We start from the raw sequence: 17,858 nt of genomic DNA, 5'->3' as shown, positions 1-17,858 counted from the left end.
CCCCGGGGCCGGTTTCGGGACCGGCCCCGGGGCGCGAGGACCGCCCTGCGGCGGCGATACATCCTATGTATAGCTTCGCTGTGATTCTCCTCTCTTAGATTCCGGGTTCCGTGGGTTTAGTCATCCGATCTATTCGCAAACCGTGTTAGGAAAGTTTCCTAAAGATTGGAGCGCTCCAAGATCCACAACTTGTTGACGGGCGTGACTCTTTGTGGGAACACCATGAAAAGTTCCAATCTCTCACCGAGATGCCACCCCCCAGCAGGAGTGAGTGATCGATGAACTTACGCAGGTACCGCGTCATGGCCGGGGTCCTCGCGCTCGTCGCGGGCGCGCTCACGGTCGTGACCCCGCCCGCCTCCGCGGCCCCCACCCGGTACGAGGCCGAGAACGCGGCCGTCACCCAGGGCGTCGTGGAGTCCAACCACCCGGGATACTCGGGGACGGGCTTCGTCAACGGCGACAACGTCGCCGGCTCCTCGACCGAATGGACGATCAACGCGACCGGCGCGGGCACCGCCACGCTGGCCTTCCGATACGCCAACGGCGCCGGCGCGAACCGGCCCAGCGACATCGCCGTCAACGGCACCGTCGTCGCCGCGGCCAGGGCGTTCGACGCCACCGCCGGCTGGGACACCTGGGCGACCGTCACCCTGAGCGCCCCCGTCGTCGCCGGCGCCAACAGGATCAGGGCCACCGCCACCACCGCGGGCGGCAACCCCAACTGGGACTACCTCGACGCCGAGGTCGTCTCCGCCGGCTTCACCGACTACCAGGCCGAGAGCGGCACGATCTCGCAGGGCGTCGTGGAGTCCAACCACGCCGGGTTCACCGGCTCCGGGTTCGTCAACTACGACAACGTGACCGGCTCGTCCGTCGAGTTCGCGGTGAGCGCGGCGAGCGCCGGGACGCAGACGCTGACGTTCCGCTTCGCCAACGGCACCACCACCGACCGGCCGATGACCATCACGGTCAACGGCGCGTCCGTGGCCGCCGCCCAGTCGTTCCCCGGCACCGGGGCGTGGACCACCTGGCAGGAGGTCAGCGTCAACGCCACGCTGAACGCCGGCGCCAACACCGTCAGGGGCACCGCCACCAGCGCCAACGGCGGCCCGAACCTCGACCGGCTGCGCGTCAGCGGCCCCGGCGACACCGAGAAGCCGACGGCCCCGGGCCAGCCCGTGTGCTCCGCCGTCACGTACAACAGCCTGCGGCTCGACTGGCCGGCCTCCGCCGACAACGTCGGCGTCGTGGCGTACGACATCTTCCACCAGGGCACCCAGATCGCCGCCGCGCCCGCGTCGCCGTACACGCTGACCGGCCTGAACTCCGACTTCCCGTACCAGCTGTCGGTCTTCGCCCGGGACGCCTCCGGGAACGTGTCGCTGAGCAGCCCCGAGGCGAACTGCCGCACCCTGCCCGCGCCCGCCGACGACCCGCCCTCGCAGCCGGGACAGCCCGCCGTTTCCGGTGTGCAGCCGACCTCGGCCACCGTCACCTGGGCCGCCTCCACCGACGACAACGGCGTGCGCGCCTACCTGATCCGCGACCACGCCACCGGCACCGTGCTGCAGACGGTCACCGGAGCCCCGCCCGCGACCAGCTCCGGCGTGCCGCTGGAGTGCGCGCGCGCCTACCAGCTCGACGTCGTCGCCCGCGACTCGGCCGGGCAGCTGTCCACGCCGAGCGCGCCGTCCGCCTCGTTCACCACCGGCGGCTGCGGCACCGTGCCGCAGACCCCGGCCACCGTCGCCGGCGGCTGGGACGTCCCGTGGGACATCTCGTGGGCGCCCGACGGCAGCTACGCGCTGGTCACCGAACGCGACACGTTCCGCGTCTTCAAGATCACCCCGTCGGGGACGAAGACGCAGGTCGGCACCGTGCCCAACGTGCAGACCACCGACGGCGAGGGCGGCCTGATGGGCCTGGATCTCTCACCCACCTGGAACGGCACGACCGACCAGGAGGTGTTCTTCATGCACACCGCCTCCGAGGGCAACCGCGTGGCCAGGATGACCTTCAACGGCACCACGCTCAGCGGCTACACCTCGATCCTTCAGGGGATCAGCAAGAACCGCTACCACAACGGCGGCCGCATCAGGTTCGGCCCCGACGGCTACCTGTACGTCACCACCGGCGACGCCCAGCAGATGAGCAACGCGCCCAACCTCGACTCGCTCAACGGCAAGATCCTGCGCATCACCAGGACCGGCGCGGCGGCCCCCGGCAACCCGTTCGGCACCCGCGTCTACAGCTACGGCCACCGCAACCCGCAGGGCCTGGCCTGGGACTCGGCCGGCCGCCTGTGGTCCTCCGAACTGGGCAACTCCTCCCGGGACGAGCTCAACCTCATCCGGCCCGGCAACAACTACGGCTGGCCCACCTGCGAGGGCACCTGCAGCACGACCGGCATGACCAACCCCAAGTACACCTGGGGCGTCGCGGAGGCGTCGCCGAGCGGCATCGCCATCGTCGGCAACACCGTGTTCATGGCGGCGCTGCGCGGCCAGCGGCTGTGGCGGATCGTCCTGAACGGGGAGAACGTCTCGACGGTCAACTCGTACTTCAACGGGACGTACGGGCGGCTGCGGGCGGTGGAGAAGGTGCCGAACGCCAGCGCCATCTGGTTCGGGTCCACCAACTCCGACAACAACGGGAGCGGCGAGGCCGACGTGATCAGGCGCTCCGCCATCCAGTGACCCGGCTTTGGTGACTCGGCCTCAGTGACTTGGCTATGGCGGGAGAGGGGGGTTGGGCGGCCGCGCCGACCAACCCGCCCTCTCCCGCCCCATCCTGACTGCCGACGCCTGACTACCAGCCCACCCCCCTACCGATGGGATGCCATGGACATCACCCGACGTCAGCTCGGAACCCTCGTCGGCGCCGCGCTCCTCGCCCCCTGCCTGCCGTCGTCCTCCCGGCCCGCGTCGGCGGCCGTCGCCTGGCGGCTCATGTGGGCCCCGGAGGCGGCGTCCGCCGGACTCGGCGCGTTCGAGACCCTGGAGGACGACCGTGCCGACTCCCACCCGGCCGGGCAGCCGCACATCTTCACCGAGGGGAACAACTTCCGCTTCAACATGCACACCGTGGACCGCGACACCTCCACCGACCGGCAGCGCCAGGAGGTCACCGGCACCCGTAACCCCGGCGGCTACCTGCAGTGGCTGAACGGGGAGACGTGGCGGGTCACGTACTCGATGTTCATCCCCGCCTCGCTGAAGGCGACCACGACCTTCACCCACATCAGCCAGACGAAGATGCCGGGCACGGGCACGGACCCGATCACCGTCACCTCGCTGCGCAGGGTGAACGGCGTGCAGACGATCGAGCACAAGATCTTCCAGTCCGACATCCTGGTCGGCCGGACGAACCTGGAGCCGCTGCAGAACAAGTGGATCGACGCCGAGTACGAGATCAGGATCGGCGACGGCGGCGCGGGCTCGGTCCGCTGGGTGCTGCGCGACGGCGCCACCACACTCGTGGACGCCACCAGGAGCGGCGACACGTTCCTCGGCGACCGGGTCCGCCCCAAGTGGGGCATCTACCGCTCGCTCGGCGACACCTCCGGCTCGCTGCAGAACTGCTACCTGCTGCTGACGAACATGCGGGCGTACAAGCAGGTCGCCGCCACCGCCACCCGGCTGGAGGCGGAGAACGCGACGATCTCGCAGGGCGTCGTGGAGTCCAACCACGTCGGCTTCTCCGGCTCGGGGTTCGTCAACACCGACAACGTGGCGGGGGCGTACGTGGAGTGGAGGTTCGAGCACGCGGCCGGTCCCGCGACACTCACCCTCCGGTACGCGAACGGCACCACGGCCGACCGTCCGGTGAACATCACGGTCAACGGCACCGTCGTGGCCTCCGGCCTGAGCCTCCCCGCGACCGGCGCGTGGACGACGTGGGCGAGCAGAAGCATCGGGGCCGACCTGGGGGCGGGCGCGAACACTGTCAGGGTCACCGCCGCCGGCGCGGGCGGCTGTCCGAACCTCGACTATCTGGAGGTGCTGGCCTGAGGCATCTGGAGGCGTCAGCCTGAGGCGCTCGGCCTTCTTCACGTGCGGCGGCGCCGGTCATCCTCGCTCAACTGTGCGGCCGCTGACGGTCTCACCGTCCGGGACCGGCCTGCGGCACCCCGGCGTGCGTCCCTACGGCGGCTCACGTCGCCGAGCTGTTTCTGCACTGGGGTCGGCCGGTGCACCTGGCCACACCGTACGAGCTGCAACAGCGGGGCAGCCGACGTCACCGCCGGTGGCTGGAGCCCCTCATGAGGGGGAGCGAGGTTCATAAGAGGGAGCGAGGCTCGTAAGGGGGAGCGAGGCGAAAAAACCGCGCACCCAGCCCCTCACACAGCTGCGCACCGGCCCGGAAAGTCCGGGGCCGGTGCGCAAGCGGTCGGTCACTTCTTGAACGCGTCCTTCACATTCTGGGCCGCGTCCTTGACCTTCTCACCCGCCTGCTTGACCTTGCTCTCGCTCTGGTCGGCGCGGCCTTCCGCTTCAAGGCGCTCATCGTCAGTAGCCCGGCCCAGACCTTCCTTGGCCTTGCCCTTGAACTCTTCCGCCTTGTTGGACACCTTGTCTTCGGCGCTCATATCGGTCTCCGATCACTTGTACCAAAAGGGGACAGCTCCCTCTCTGTCCCAGATGAACCGCCGAAAACGTCATTTCCGTCACACTGCCCCAAACCCCAGCTCGACAGCTCATTTCTTGCCAGAGACGCTTTCGGCCGCTGCGCTGACGGGTGAGGTGAATCGCCCGTCCACTGCGCTGTTCCTCCACTACAGGGCCCGTCCGGCGCCCGGCGCCAGCTATGGCAAGCGCCCGGTGCGCACGCCGACCCGCCGATGCGTCAAACGGCCAGTGCGCGGAGACCTGCCACGCCGAGTGACCAGTGCGGCAGGGACGACACAGCCGAGGCCCGGCACACTGAGCGGGCAATGCGGCGTGCACCTGGTGAGCGGCATGCGCCTGTTGCGGCAGCGCGCACCCGGCACGGTCAGCGGCTCAACGTGACAAGCGGCTCAACATGACAAAGCGCTCGACATGACAAGCGACACGATGCGCGAGTAGATCGCTCGCACCGTGCCGCCCGTCCTCCACCATGCCGATCCCTGTAGTCGCGCTGCGCGGTCACCATCGTCTCACCTGCACTTACTCGTGCCGCCTGCCCCTCCACCACCCCGTTCGTACTCCACCAGCGCTTGCATTCGATCGTGCCGCCGACGTGACCAGGGCGGTTGCCTCGACCAGGGCGGTTGGCGTGGAGAGGCGGTTGGCGCGGCCAGAGCCGCTGGCGGCGCTAGTCGCAGCGTCGCCAGCCGGCTCTTCCTGCCTCGTCGTCGTCCTACGCGGTCGGCGACATGATGACCAGCCCCAAGCACATCTCATCGCTCGTCCCCGCCCCCCACACCACATACCGTGGCGGCAGTTTCTGCAGCTGCGGCAACTGTGCCCGCAGGCCGGCGTCGTGGGTGCAGGTCACCCGTACCGTGTCGCCCTTCTTGAGGTTCACCGGCTTGGGCAACAGCCGGAGCGCCTGGTCGTCGAAGTCGTACGCCGGCACGTCCAGGAGGGTCTGCGCCTTGGGGGTGCCGGGGTTGAGCTCCACCTTGATGGAACGCCCGAGCAGGTGCATGTGCCCGGCGAGCGCGTGCACCGTGGCGGCTCCCTCGATCGGCAGGTCGCAGTGTTGTGTCGGCCCCGGCTTGGCCGGCCCGCAGACCTTCGAGAGCTGGGTCACCTGCTCCTCCGCGTCTGCGCCGAACCTGTACGCCACGTCCTTGACGGCGGCGGACCGGTCGCACAGCGCGCCGGACTCCTCGGTCGTGCACGGCAGCTCGACCGGAGCCGGGAACAGGGCGGTGTGCAGCGGCTTCAGCGTCTTGTCCGTCAGCCGGAGCCGGATGCTGGACCTGTCGGAGCCGGTGGTGTTGAGGGTGTTGTAGTGGATCTGCATGACGAGCCTGCTGCCGGGCGGCAGCTCGTACCCGTAGCTGGGGTTGAGGAGCGCCTCGTTGGTGCCGGGAGCCCAGTGGGCGACCCAGTCGGCGTCGTCCACGCCGGCGTCGCCGAAGCACGTCCAGCCCTGGCCGGGTGTGCTGTCGTCGAGGGCCTTGGCGTTCTTGGCCTGCTCAGGGTTGAGCTTGAAGAAGATCGCGTGGTGCACGATGTCAGCATTTTGTGGCTGGAACTGGGCGCCGGTCAGGTACGCCTGGCGCGTCAGCTTGGGGTCGATGATGAAACATCGGTAGTCGTCGGTGCCGCCGTTGGGGCCCTTCGGCGAATAGGCCTCGGCCATGGACAGCGACTCGAACCGCTCACCGGCCCGCAACGGAGCCGCCACCGGCGTGGCCTTGGCCCCATGGCTTCCGGAATGACTCGTCTGAGTCGCCGGGGTGGCCGTTGTGGCCGCCCCGCACGAGGCGAGCAGGACCACCGCGGCGAGAGCGGCGGCTGTCTGGGCCAGTCGAACGCGGCCGAAGCGGCGGGCCGTACGGGCTGGTCGAATCATGAGGTCAACGATGTCGCGGAAGGCCGGCGGGGACATCCACCCCCGGTATGTTCTTCGTCGTTCCTTGGGATGACAGGTTCTCTCAGACCTGGAACGTACTGGAACGCCTTGTTGGGTGGTGGCCGCAACGGCGCGGCCGGAACACCTGACAGAGGAGAGCGGTGACCGAGCACAACGGGGCGCACACGGCCTCGATCGAGAAGCGCAGGCTCGTCGAGCGGATCCACCTGCACGCCAGGACCGCGCCCCACCGGGTCGCGATGGAGTGCGGCCAGCGGTCGCTCACGTACGCGGCGCTCACGGGACGGGTCGAAAGGCGTGTCAGGGAGCTGGCCGGGCTGGTGGAGCCGGGGATGTTCGCGGCGGTCGAGCGGGGCAGGTCCGTCGAGTTCGTCGTGGACTTCCTGGCGGTTCTGGCGCTGGACGGCGTTCCCGTGCCCGTCGATCCCGGCCTGCCCGTCCGGCGCAGGGAGGTCTTGCTGGGGCTGGTCCGGCCGGGGGTGGTGCTGCGGGAGGCGGCGGCGGTGCCAGGCGTCGCGTCACCAGATCTGCCGGTCGCGTCTCGGGATCCGTCAGTCGTGTCACGCGATCCGTCAGTTCTCTCACGGGATGCCTTCGTGGGGCTACGTGATCCGTCAGCAGCGCCACCTGAGGTGCCAGGAACTCCACGCGATGCGTCAGAAACCCCACGCAATGCGCCAGGAGCGCCATTTGAGGGGTCAGGAGCATCATCTGAGGCGTCAGGTACGGCGTGCGATGCGTCAGGCGTGCCACATGATGCGTCCCCTGCGTTCGGCGTGATGCCGCGCGAAACCGTCACCAAAGGGCACCTCGACATTGGCCCCGACCCCGTTGGCGGCCTCGACCTCGTTCGCGGTCCCGGCCCTGTTCGCGGCCCTGCCCCCGTCCGAGGCGTCAATCTCGATCCTGGCGTCGACCCAGTTCAGGGCCTCGATCTTGATCCCCGTACGGTCGCCGCCACCGACGGTGCGTACGTCTTCTTCACCTCCGGCTCCACCGGGCGGCCGAAGCCGGTGCTCGGCTCCGCCGCCGCGCTGACCGCGTTCCTCACCTGGCAGTGCGGCGAGTTCGGCATCGAGCCCGCGGACAGGGTCGCGTTCCTGACCGCGCTGAGCTTCGACGTGACCGTACGCGACATCTTCCTGCCGCTGTGGGTGGGCGCGACGCTCGTCATCCCGGCCGGGGACGAGGCCGACTCCCCGGAAGCGGTCGCGGCCTGGCTGCGCACCTCCGGCATCACCGTCGTGAACACGGTCCCGTCCGTGGCCCGGAGCTGGCTGCGCCACACCCGTACACCGTGCGACTCCCTTCGCACAGTGTTCTTCGCAGGTGAGCCCCTCAACGCCGACCTGCTCGCGGAGTGGCAGCTCGCCTTCCCCGGCACCCGCAACCGTGTCAACTTCTACGGCACCACCGAGACCACCCTCCCCAAGGTCTACAACCGCCTGCCACTCATGAGCCGTCTCGCGGGTGACGTCCCGGCAGGCCGCCCCCTGCCCGGCACCCGGTACTGCCTCATCGACCCTTCGGCCCCGTTCACCGCTTCCCTGGTACGTACGGCGCTGCGGGAGCCGGCGACCGAAGGCGAGATCGTGCTGGTCAGCCGTCACGTCAGCCACGGCTACGTGGGCATGCCCAAGGAGACGGCCGCCCGGTTCGCCCGTCTCGGCGATGGGACGACCGCCTACCGTACAGGTGACCTCGGCCGCGTCAACGACTCCGGCGAACTCGTCGTACGGGGACGCGCCGACGACGAGCTGAAGCTGAACGGCGTGCGCATCCACCCGGCCGAGGTCGCCGCCGCCGTCCGAGCCTGCGCCCCGATCACCGAGGTCCACGTGACCGCCGAGGTCCAGGCGATGCCAGCCGATCGCATGAGCACTGCCGTCCCGGCCATGGCTGACCTGCACGCGAGCACTGACGTCCAATCGAGTGCTGATGTCCACATGAGCACTGATGTCCGCGCGACTGCTGATGTGCGCGCAAGTGCGGCTGTGGCGGGTGGGCGGGTGCGGTTGACGGCGTACCTCGTGCCTGCGGGGAGGGTGGATCTGGTGGCGCTGCGCCGCGAGCTGACCACGATGCTGCCGACGGCCATGATCCCCACCACGTTCGTCGAGCTCGACGCGCTTCCGACGCTCCCCAACGGCAAGATCGACCGCACGGCCCTGCGCACCCTGAGCCCGACCAACCGGCAGCGGGTCGGCCAAGGGAGAACCACCGCCACCCCCGTCGCGCCACCCGGCGCTCGATCTCCGAGGACGGACGAGCTGCTCCTGCGGGACGTGTCGCCTCAGGCGGCCGAACGTCCGGCGGACGGGACGCAGAAGGCTCCTGGGGATGATGTTGAGCGGTGGTTGGCCGAGCGGTGGGTCGAACTGTTCCAGGGCAACGGGTTCGCTGCCGAGCACCTTGCCGTCAACGACCGCCTCACCCTTGAGGACCGTCTCGCCCCCGATGGCCGCCCCACCTCCGACGACCGTCCCACCTCTGACGACCGTCCCGACTCCAATGACCGTCCCGCCTTCGAGGACCGTCTTGCTCCGGACGGTCGTCACGCTGCCGGTGGTCGGCTCTCCGTCGATCACCTCTCTCCGGAGGACGACTTCTTCGCGCTCGGCGGCGACTCGATCTCGGCTATGCAGCTTGTCGGTCGGGTACGGCGCGACTTCGGTGTCACTCTGTCCGTGCGTGACATCTTCGCGGCGGCCACCATCGGCGCCATCGCCCGTGAGATCACCGACCGCCAGTTACTCGCCTTGGACGCCGATGAACTGCTGGCGATGTTGGACGCCGTCGAGCAGGACGCCCCTGCCCCTGACGCCCCTGTCTTAGGTGCTCCTGTTCATGAAGCTCGCGGCCATGAGGTTCGCGACAGTGAAGCTCGGAGTTACGACAGTCGAGGTCGCGAAGCCGGCAGTTGCGACGTCGCTGGTTTCGACGTTGGTGGCCGTGAGGCTCGTGGCCACAAGGCTGGTGGTCACGACGCTCGTAGTCACGGTGGCAGTAGCTGCGGGAGCGGCGGTGGTGGGCAGGGCGAGTGTGGCCAGGAGGGCTGCTGCCAGGAGGACGAGCGTGGAAGGGGTGCGGCATGACGCACTCCTCGTTGGCCGAGCGGTTGGCGCGTCTCTCGCCTGAGGAGCGCGCCCGGCTGAGGCAGCTGGCAAACGCCCGCTTGGCGGACGCACGTACGAATGCGCGCACGGACGCGGGTACGGAGGACGCAGGTACAGAAGCGCGTATTCACCGTCGTAGGGACGAACTCACCCCCGCTCATACGAGCGAACGGCCGGCCGAACTTACAAGCGAACCCACGGACGAATTCACGGACACTCGTACGGGTGTCGCGGCCGTTGAGATTCCGCGGCTCGATCGAGGTAGTGGGCGAGTGCCGATGTCGTTCGCGCAGCGTCGCCTTCACTTCATGCAGCAGCTTGATCCGGACAGCCCTGCCTACAACGTCGTCCAGGCGATGCGGTTGACCGGTCCCCTCGACACGTCTGCGTTGCGGGAGGCGCTGGCGAGTGTGGTGCGGCGGCATGAGGTTCTGCGCACCATCTGTTCGTCGGACGGGGCGGAGCCTGAGCTGGTGCTAGCTCCGCCTGGTCAGGGGCCGGTTCTGAACATCATTGACGCCCTGTTCGCGGCCGGAACTCCGCCCCAGGCGGATATGTCGTCCATGGCGGGGACGTCGCCCGTGACGGGGATGTCGCCCGTGGGCGAGACGTCGGCCGGAGAGGAGATGCCGCTCGCCGTGGAGACGCCGCCCATCCTGAGGACTTCGCCTGTAGCGGAGGTTCTGGACGGGGAGGGGGCCTCGTCTGAGGCGGGGAACTCGTCTGTGGTCGAGGCGGGCGTTGAGCCCAGGGGCGAGGTGGGCGTTGAGCCTGGGGATGCGGCGCTCGGTGCTGTGCTGGAGGTGTTCGGCGAGATCGCGGAGCGGCCCTTTCGGCTGGAGGAGGAGTTTCCGCTGCGGGCCACGCTCGTCCGGCTGGCGGACGACGATCATGCCCTGTTGTTGGTCACCCATCACATCGCCACGGACGCGTGGTCGTCCAGGCAACTCGTGCGCGATCTGTTCCACGCCTACGCCGGTGATGAGCTTGCTCCGCTACCCCTTCAGTACGCCGACATCGCGGCCTGGCAGCGCGGACAGTTGTCCGAGGAGGTCGTGGAGGCGCATCTCGGGTACTGGCGCGAGCGGCTGGCGGACATGCCGCCTGTGCTGGAGCTGCCGCTGGATCGGCGGCGTCCGGCGGTGCGGTCCGACAAGGGCGCCGAGGTGGGGTTCGCGCTCGGCAGGCGGACGATCCGCCGATTGCGGGAGGTGGCGAGGGAGGCGTCCGTCACTCCGTTCACGCTGCTGCTGACTGCCTTCGGGCATGTGCTGCACCGGCACTGCGGTACCGAGGACGTGGTGGTCGGGGTGCCCGTCTCGGGGCGGGATCGGCCTGAGACCGAGGATCTGGTCGGGTGCTTCATCAACACCGTGCCGCTTCGGCTTGACCTCGGGCCCGCTGCCACTTGCCGTGACCTGGTGCGGCGGGTGGCCGAGCGGGCGCTGGACGCGTACGAGCATCAGGAGTTGCCGTTCGAGCGGCTGGTGGCTGAGCTGAGCCCGGGGCGCGATCTGGGGGCTGGGCAGCTTGTGCAAGTGCTGTTCAACTACCACACCGCTACTGAGCTGGGGGAGGATCTGCCCGATCTCAGGGTGCGGTCGTTGGCGGTGGGGAACGCGCGGGCGCGGTTCGATCTGTCCTGTGCCGTGGTCGAGACGGCGGGGGAGCTGCGCGTCACGCTGACGTACGCGACCGATCTGCTGTCGCGGGAACTGGTGGAGCGCGTCGGCAGACACTTCACGCAGGCACTTGACGCGCTGCTCGATGAGATGCCGGTCCGTGGAGTCGGTCCGGTCGACAGAATTGGCCGGGTTGGCCAAGTTGGTGAGGTCGGCCCAGTTGCTTGGGGCGGTGGGGTCGGTTCGGCCGGCTCGGTCGGCTCGGCCAGCTCAGCTGGCGCGGTCGGGATGGCCGGTTCGGGTGCTTGGCCGTTGACGTCGCTGGACGTGTTGCCCGCCGTTCCGGCCGAGGACTTGGAGGAGCTGCCGGATCTGCGGGGCCTGCGGGACCCCAGCGGGCTGGAAGGGCTGAAGCTGGTACGGGCGGCCGGGCCGCGATTCGATGCGGCGACGACCCTGCTGGCGAGGTTCGAGGCGCACGCGGCGGTGAACCCTCAGCGGACGGCTGTACGGTGCCGCGACGACGTGGCCGACTACCGTGAGCTGAACGAACGCGCGAACCGCCTCGCCAGACACCTGCTGGCCGAGGGGGTGAAGCCGGGTGATCTGGTGGCGCTGCTGCTGGAGCGGTCCGTGGATCACGTCGTCGCGATGCTGGCCGTGCAGAAGGCGGGCGCGGCGTACGTGCCTCTCGACCCGGCCGTGCCGGCCAGCCATCACAGGGCGGTCCTCGCGGAGTCGCGGCCGAAGCTGGTGCTGACCCATGGCGAGGTGATCGAGGGAGGGACGGTTCGTCTCGACACGCTTCGAGCGGACGCGTCCATGTCTGAGGCGTCCCGTGCGGACGCCTCCCATCCGGTCCCCGCCGAAGCCGGAGGGCCCGTTCCGGTGGTGGTGCTGGAGGAGGTGGCCGACGTTCTGGGCACCTATCCGGCCACCGACCTGGAGCGCTCCATCTCCGCTCAGCAAGCCATGTACGTCGTGTTCACGTCAGGCTCCACCGGCCGGCCGAAGGGGGTGGTGGTCGAGCACGGCAGCTTCACCAACTACCTCACCGCGATCCTCGCCCGCCTCCAGGTCCCCGACGGGCTGCACTTCGCGCTCGTGTCCACGCTCGCCGCCGACCTGGGGCTGACGAACCTGTACGGCGCGCTGGCCACCGGTGGCGCCGTTCACGTGCTGCCGTACGAGTGGGCGGTCGACCCGGACCAGCTGGCGGCGTATTTCCAGCGGCATCCGATCGACTTCATGAAACTGGTTCCCAGTCACCTTCAGGCCGTGCGTGACGCGGGCCTGTTGCCGGCCGTCGTGCCGAGGAGGTTCCTGGTGCTGGCCGGGGAGGCGTGCCCGTGGGAGCTGGTGGAGGCCGTACGCGAGGCCGGTCCCGATTGCGAGGTCTGGAACAACTACGGCCCCTCGGAGACCACGGTCGCGGTGCTCGCGCATCGCGCCGCCGGCCGGGACGACGTCGCCGCTGGTCGGGACAGCGGTGATGTCGGCCGAGACGGCGGTGATGTCGGCCGGGACGGCGGTGATGTCGGCCGGGACGGCGGTGATGTCGGCCGGGACGGTGGCGACGTCGTCCCGCTCGGGACCCCGCTCGACAACGTACGGGTGCGGGTGGTCGACGCGCGGCTGCGCCCGGTGCCGATCGGGGCGGCCGGGGAGCTGCTGATCAGCGGCGCGGCCGTGGCGCGCGGATACTTGTCCGGCGGCGACGGATACATCGACGACCCCTTCGAGCCCGGCGCCCGCGCCTACCGTTCGGGTGATCGGGGGCGGCTGCTGCCGGGCGGTGTGTTCGAGTTCCTCGGGCGGCTCGACCGGCAGGTGAAGATCCGTGGATACCGGGTCGAACCCGGCTACATCGAGAACGTGCTGCGCGCCCACCCCGGCATCGGCGACGCGGCCGTGGTGGTGCGGCACGACGACGAGGGCCGGGCCCGGCTGGTGGCGTACTTCGTGCCGCGCGAGGAGGGGACCTCTCCGCACGAGTACGTCCGGGCGAAGCTGCCCCCGTACATGGTGCCCGCCGCGTTCGTCGAGATGGAACGCCTGCCGATCACCCCGAACGGCAAGCTCGACCGGCGCGCGCTCCCCGAACCCGGCCCGAGCGCCGGCGCGGCCGGGAGCGCGCCCCCGCGCGACGCTGCCGACGAGCGGCTGGCCGGGATCTGGCGTGAGGTGCTCGGCCTGGCCGAGGTGGGGATCGACGACGACTTCTTCGCGGTCGGCGGTGACTCGTTCGCGGCGATGCGGCTGGCGCGCAGGATCGGGGACGGGCTGCGGGTGGCGGAGATCTTCCAGCACCCGACCATTCGTGAACTGGCCGACCTGCTCGGGGGCGGGGACAGCAGGGGTGGCCTGCTCGTACGCCTGTCCGGCCCGGCCAGGAGCGCGGGAGCACACGGCGCGCCCGCGACGGCGGCCACCATCGTCGCGGTGCCGTTCGGCGGCGGGAACGCCGCCGCCTACGGTGAGCTGGCCCGCGCCCTGCCCGCCGGGTTCCCGCTGCTCGCCGTCGACCCGCCGGGGCACGACTTCGCCGACCCGGAGGCCGCGCTCGAACCGTTCGGCCCGCTGGCGGCCCGCTGCGCCGACGAGATCCGCGCCGCCGTCCAGGGGCCAGTCATCGTGTACGGGCACTGCCTCGGGGCGGCGCTCGCGTACGACATCGCCGAGCGGCTCCAGGACGAGGGCGCGGACGTGGTCGGGGTGGTGTTCGGCGGCGCGTTCCCGGCTCCTCGGCTGCCGGGGCGGCTGTTCGACCTGTGGGCCAGACTCGTGCCCAGCGACCGGTGGCGTTCCGACCGCCTCTATCGCGACATGCTGCGCGGCATCGGCGGGCTGACCGACACGCTGGACCAGGACGAGCAGGCGTTCATCCTGCGCGCCCTCAGGCACGACTCCCGGCAGGCCGAGCAGTTCTACACCGAACGCTGCCACGCGGACGATCGTCCGCGCACGCTGCACGCGCTGAGCGTGGTGGGGGAGCGGGACCGGCTCACCGAGTTCCACGAGGAACGCCACCGCGAGTGGGACCTGCTGTGCGCCGGCACCGAGCTGGAGGTGATCCCGGACGCGGGGCACTACTTCCTCAAGCACCAGGCCGCCGAGCTGGCCGACATCCTCGTGCGCTGGCACGCACGCCGCCGAGCGGCGGCGGACGACCGCGAGGGGGAGGAAGGGGCGACGGTCGACCGCCAAGGGCAGAAAGAGGTGGCGGACGTCCGTCCGATGACGGCGGACGACCGCCGCCGCCCACCGCCCGGCGCGAACGCGGCCACGAAGCTCGTCCGGCAGCCGCCGCGCAGGAACCTGTGGGGCTTCGTGCTGGTCACGATCGGCCAGCTCGTCTCCATGCTCGGCACCCGGGCTCTGGCCTTCGGCCTCGGCGTGTGGGTGTACATGGAGACGGGCAGCGCCACCCAGTTCGCCGTCATCCTGGCCTGCGGACTGCTGCCCGCCCTGCTGGTGCTCCCGTTCGCGGGCGCGGCGGCCGACCGGTGGAACCGCCGCCTGGTGATGATCGCCGGTGACGTCGTGGCCGTCGCCGGGACCGGGCTGTGCCTCGTCCTGTACGCGACGGGCGGCCTGGAGGTGTGGCACCTGTACATCGCCACCGCCCTCAGCTCGATCGCCGGCTCCTTCCAGCAGCCCGCCTACCTGGCGGCCACCGCGCAGCTCGTGCCCAAGCAGTACCTCGGCCGCACCAACGGCGTCACGCAGGCCCTGGTGGCGCTGAGCCAGGCGGGCGGGCCGCTGCTCGGCGGCGCGCTGATCGTGCTGATCGGGCTCGGCGGCGTGCTGGTGGTGGACCTGGCGACGGTGGTCGTGTCGCTGGTGACGCTGGCCGTCGTACGGTTCCCCGACACGCTGTTCCGCAGGAGGCAGGAGACGATCCGCAAGGAGATCTCCAACGGCGTCCGGTACATGGCCAGGCGGCCCAGTTTCGTGGCGATGATCGTCTTCTTCCTGGCGTTCAACCTCATGTTCGGGTTCGCGATCGCGTTGATCACGCCGATGGCGCTGGCGTTCACGTCGGCCGCCACGCTGAGCGTCGCGTCGATGCTGGGCGCGGTGGGCGGGATCGCGGGCGGGGTGGCGATGGCGCTGTGGGGCGGGTTCGAACGCCGGGCCACCGGCATGGTCGGCTTCACCCTGCTCACCGGCGCGGGCATGATCACGGTGGGGCTGCTGCCGTCGCCGGTCTTCCTGGCGCTGGGACTGGCCGCCATCGCCGCCTCGCTGGCGCTGCTCAACGGCCACTGGCAGACCATGATCCAGACGAAGGTCGGGATGGAGCTGCAGGGCCGGATCCTGGCGAGCAACCGCATGATCGCCAACCTCACCGAGCCGCTCGGCTACCTCCTCGCCGGACGGCTGGCCGACGCGCTGTTCGAGCCGGCCATGCGCCAGGGCGGCTGGCTGAGCGGCACCGCCGGCGCCGTGCTGGGCACCGGGCCCGGCCGCGGCATGGCGCTGATGATCGTGGTGCTCGGCGTCGCGCAGGCCGTCATGGCGGTGTACGGGCTGCGCTGGCGCAGGCTGCGCTACATGGAGGACGTGCTGCCGGACGCCGTCCCGGGCGCGGTCGTCACCTGGGACCGCGACGAGCTCCAGCGCGAGGCCGACCGCCTCCTCGACGAGGAACGAGCCGCCACCCGCTGAGCCCCGCCAGCGCAGGTCGGCCCGGCCCAGTCGCATGCCGAGCCCCCGCCGTACGGCGAAGATCCACCGTACGGCGGGTACCAAAGGGGGGCTCAGCTGTAGAGCACCGACAGGAAGCGGATCAGCAGCGCCTCCCGCCGGTCCGCCGGCAGGGCGTCCAGGATCGTGTTCACCGCCGCCATCTCCGGCTGCCCCGCCCCGGGCCGCAGGTCGACCCCCACCGACGCGGCCAGCTCGGCGAAGGTGGCGTCGTCCAGCGCGTCCAGGTCCATGCCCTTGACGAGTTCCACCACCCCGTCGGGCACCTCGGCGGGGCCGCGCCGCCGGGCCGCCTCGGCCGACTCGGCGATGACCTTCAGCAGCGCCTCGACGCCGGTGAGCGTCACCCCGGTGACGGTGACGTGCAGGTTCGCGGGGATGCCGGCGTACGAGAGCTGCGGCTGCAGGAACCAGCCGCGCCGCCGCGCCTCGTCGGCCAGCCCGAACGGGTCCGGCCCCGTGAACGACACCAGCGAGGTCTCCGGAGCCCCCAGCACCCGCAGGCCGGGGATCGCCGCGATGCCCTCGCGCAGCCTGGCGGACGCCTCCAGCGTGGCCTTGCCCAGCTCGACGTAGCCGTCGCGGCCCAGCGCCTGGAGGGTGGCCCAGGCGCCGCCGAGCGGGCCGGCCGACCGGGAGCTCTGCACGGTCGCGTTGATGATCGTGTACCCGGGCCAGGCGGCCGAGGCGAAGTACGCCCGCCGCCGCATCGCCGGGTCGGCGAACAGCACCACCGACGCCCCCTTGGGCGCGTACCCGAACTTGTGCAGGTCGCAGGAGAGCGAGGTGACGCCCGGCACCGACAGGTCGAACGGCGGCACGTCCGCGCCCGCCTCCCGCAGCCACGGCAGCAGCCAGCCGCCGACGCACGCGTCCACGTGGCACGGCACGCCCGCGGCGGACGCGACGGCGGCGATCTCGCCGACCGGGTCGATCACGCCCTGCGGGTAGGAGGGCGCGGACGCGACGACCAGGACCGTGCCGCCGTCGATCGCCGCGGCCACCGCCCGCGGGTCGGCCCGGTAGGTGACCGGGTCCACGGCGACCGGCCGCACCTCCAGGCCGAGGTAGTGCGCCGCCTTGTGGAAGGCGGGGTGCGCGGTGACGGGCACCACGAGGTTCGGCCGTCCCCCGGCCGAGGGGAGACTGTCGCGGGCCGCCTTCACCGCGAGCATGATCGACTCGGTGCCGCCGCTGGTGAACACGCCGTGCCCGCCCCCCAGCAGGTCCGCGACCGCCCCCACCACCTGCTTCTCCATCTCCACCACGCTCGGGAACGCCGTCGGGTCGAGGCAGTTGACCTCCAGCATCTCCGCGTACGCCCGCGCCGCCGCCTCGTGCACCTCCGCCCGCCCCGTGTCGTACACGTACGCGGTCACCTGCCCGCCCCTGACGGGCAGGTCGTGCTGCTTGAGCGCGGCCACCTCGGCCAGCAGCTCCTCGACGGTCCTCCCGGTGTCGGGCAGGTTCACGGCATCTCCTCGTACGGTCGGCGACGGGCGAGCCTGCCGTACGCGACCACGAACGGCAGGCTGATCAGCATGAGCGCGGCGGGCAGCGCGGTGAATCCCCACAGCAGCCCGGCCAGCGCGCCGGGCGTCTGCGCGACCGGCGACTCGACGGGCGCGGACACGAACCCCGACAGGGCCAGCACCAGCGCGAACACGCCGGGCCCGAGCGCCAGCCCGGCCGTCTCGCCGGCCGTCCACAGCCCGGTGAACGCGCCCGCCTGGGCGTGCCCGGTGCGCGGCGTGTCGGCGTGCACGGTGTCGGGCAGCAGCGACAGCGGCAGCAGCTGGAGGCCCGCGTAGCAGACCCCGGCCAGCGCGGTCAGCGCCAGCGTCGCCGCCAGGGACCCGGCGGCGGTGGCCGGGGCGAG

8 protein-coding genes and 1 pseudogene are annotated in these 17,858 nt (G+C 70.7%); 5 read left to right on the top strand and 4 right to left on the bottom strand.

What is annotated here, in order from left to right; translation table 11 throughout:
• The first annotated feature begins 278 nt into the window (after window positions 1–278).
• Both KME77_RS06100 and KME77_RS29075 read left to right on the top strand, forming a co-directional pair.
• Window positions 279–2,699, top strand: a complete 2,421-nt coding sequence (locus tag KME77_RS06100) for a PQQ-dependent sugar dehydrogenase (protein WP_219462780.1) — start codon at window positions 279–281, stop codon at window positions 2,697–2,699.
• Window positions 2,700–2,843: 144 nt separating this feature from the next.
• Window positions 2,844–4,013, top strand: coding sequence for a carbohydrate-binding domain-containing protein (locus KME77_RS29075; RefSeq protein ID WP_246609245.1), 1,170 nt, complete (start codon window positions 2,844–2,846; stop codon window positions 4,011–4,013).
• A 383-nt stretch (window positions 4,014–4,396) separates the two neighbouring features.
• Here the strand turns inward: KME77_RS29075 and KME77_RS06090 are convergent, their stop codons facing one another.
• Window positions 4,397–4,591, bottom strand: a complete 195-nt coding sequence (locus KME77_RS06090) for a CsbD family protein (RefSeq protein WP_219462779.1) — start codon at window positions 4,589–4,591, stop codon at window positions 4,397–4,399.
• Between the two features lie 752 nt (window positions 4,592–5,343).
• A complete protein-coding gene (locus KME77_RS06085) occupies window positions 5,344–6,510 on the bottom strand; it encodes a monooxygenase (protein ID WP_219462778.1) in 1,167 nt (388 codons plus the stop codon).
• Between the two features lie 161 nt (window positions 6,511–6,671).
• On the opposite strand from KME77_RS06085, the gene KME77_RS06080 reads away from it, so the two are divergent.
• The 3 genes and pseudogenes from KME77_RS06080 (at window position 6,672) to KME77_RS06075 (ending at window position 15,940) form a co-directional block, all read left to right on the top strand.
• The gene (locus tag KME77_RS06080) at window positions 6,672–9,626 is read left to right on the top strand and encodes an AMP-binding protein (RefSeq protein WP_219462777.1); all 2,955 of its coding nucleotides are present in this window, start codon (window positions 6,672–6,674) and stop codon (window positions 9,624–9,626) included.
• Window positions 9,623–10,108, top strand: a pseudogene (locus tag KME77_RS30470) (condensation domain-containing protein); the annotation flags it as partial. The gene KME77_RS06080 and the pseudogene KME77_RS30470, both read left to right, overlap by 4 nt.
• 297 nt (window positions 10,109–10,405) lie before the next feature.
• Entirely contained in the window at window positions 10,406–15,940 is a 5,535-nt protein-coding gene (locus KME77_RS06075) for a non-ribosomal peptide synthetase/MFS transporter (protein ID WP_308250570.1), read from the top strand.
• Between the two features lie 92 nt (window positions 15,941–16,032).
• Here the strand turns inward: KME77_RS06075 and KME77_RS06070 are convergent, their stop codons facing one another.
• Together KME77_RS06070 and KME77_RS06065 are read right to left on the bottom strand one after the other, a co-directional pair.
• Complete coding sequence (locus KME77_RS06070) at window positions 16,033–17,451, bottom strand: pyridoxal phosphate-dependent decarboxylase family protein (RefSeq protein ID WP_219462774.1); 1,419 nt, start codon at window positions 17,449–17,451, stop codon at window positions 16,033–16,035.
• On the bottom strand, window positions 17,448–17,858 hold a 411-nt coding region (locus KME77_RS06065; protein ID WP_219462772.1), incomplete at its 5' end, for an MFS transporter. The genes KME77_RS06070 and KME77_RS06065, both read right to left, overlap by 4 nt.

It is taken from the genome of Nonomuraea rhizosphaerae, from assembly GCF_019396405.1.
Taxonomy (GTDB): Bacteria; Actinomycetota; Actinomycetes; order Streptosporangiales; family Streptosporangiaceae; genus Nonomuraea; species Nonomuraea rhizosphaerae.
This window is presented reverse-complemented; position numbering and strand designations above follow the sequence as displayed.

Excerpts from the sequence above, each read along its gene's own strand:
- KME77_RS06100 (WP_219462780.1), top strand. The coding sequence starts at position 279 with ATGAACTTACGCAGGTACCGCGTCATGGCCGGGGTCCTCGCGCTCGTC.
- KME77_RS29075 (WP_246609245.1), top strand. The coding sequence starts at position 2,844 with ATGGACATCACCCGACGTCAGCTCGGAACCCTCGTCGGCGCCGCGCTC.
- KME77_RS06090 (WP_219462779.1), bottom strand. The coding sequence starts at position 4,591 with ATGAGCGCCGAAGACAAGGTGTCCAACAAGGCGGAAGAGTTCAAGGGC.
- KME77_RS06085 (WP_219462778.1), bottom strand. The coding sequence starts at position 6,510 with ATGATTCGACCAGCCCGTACGGCCCGCCGCTTCGGCCGCGTTCGACTG.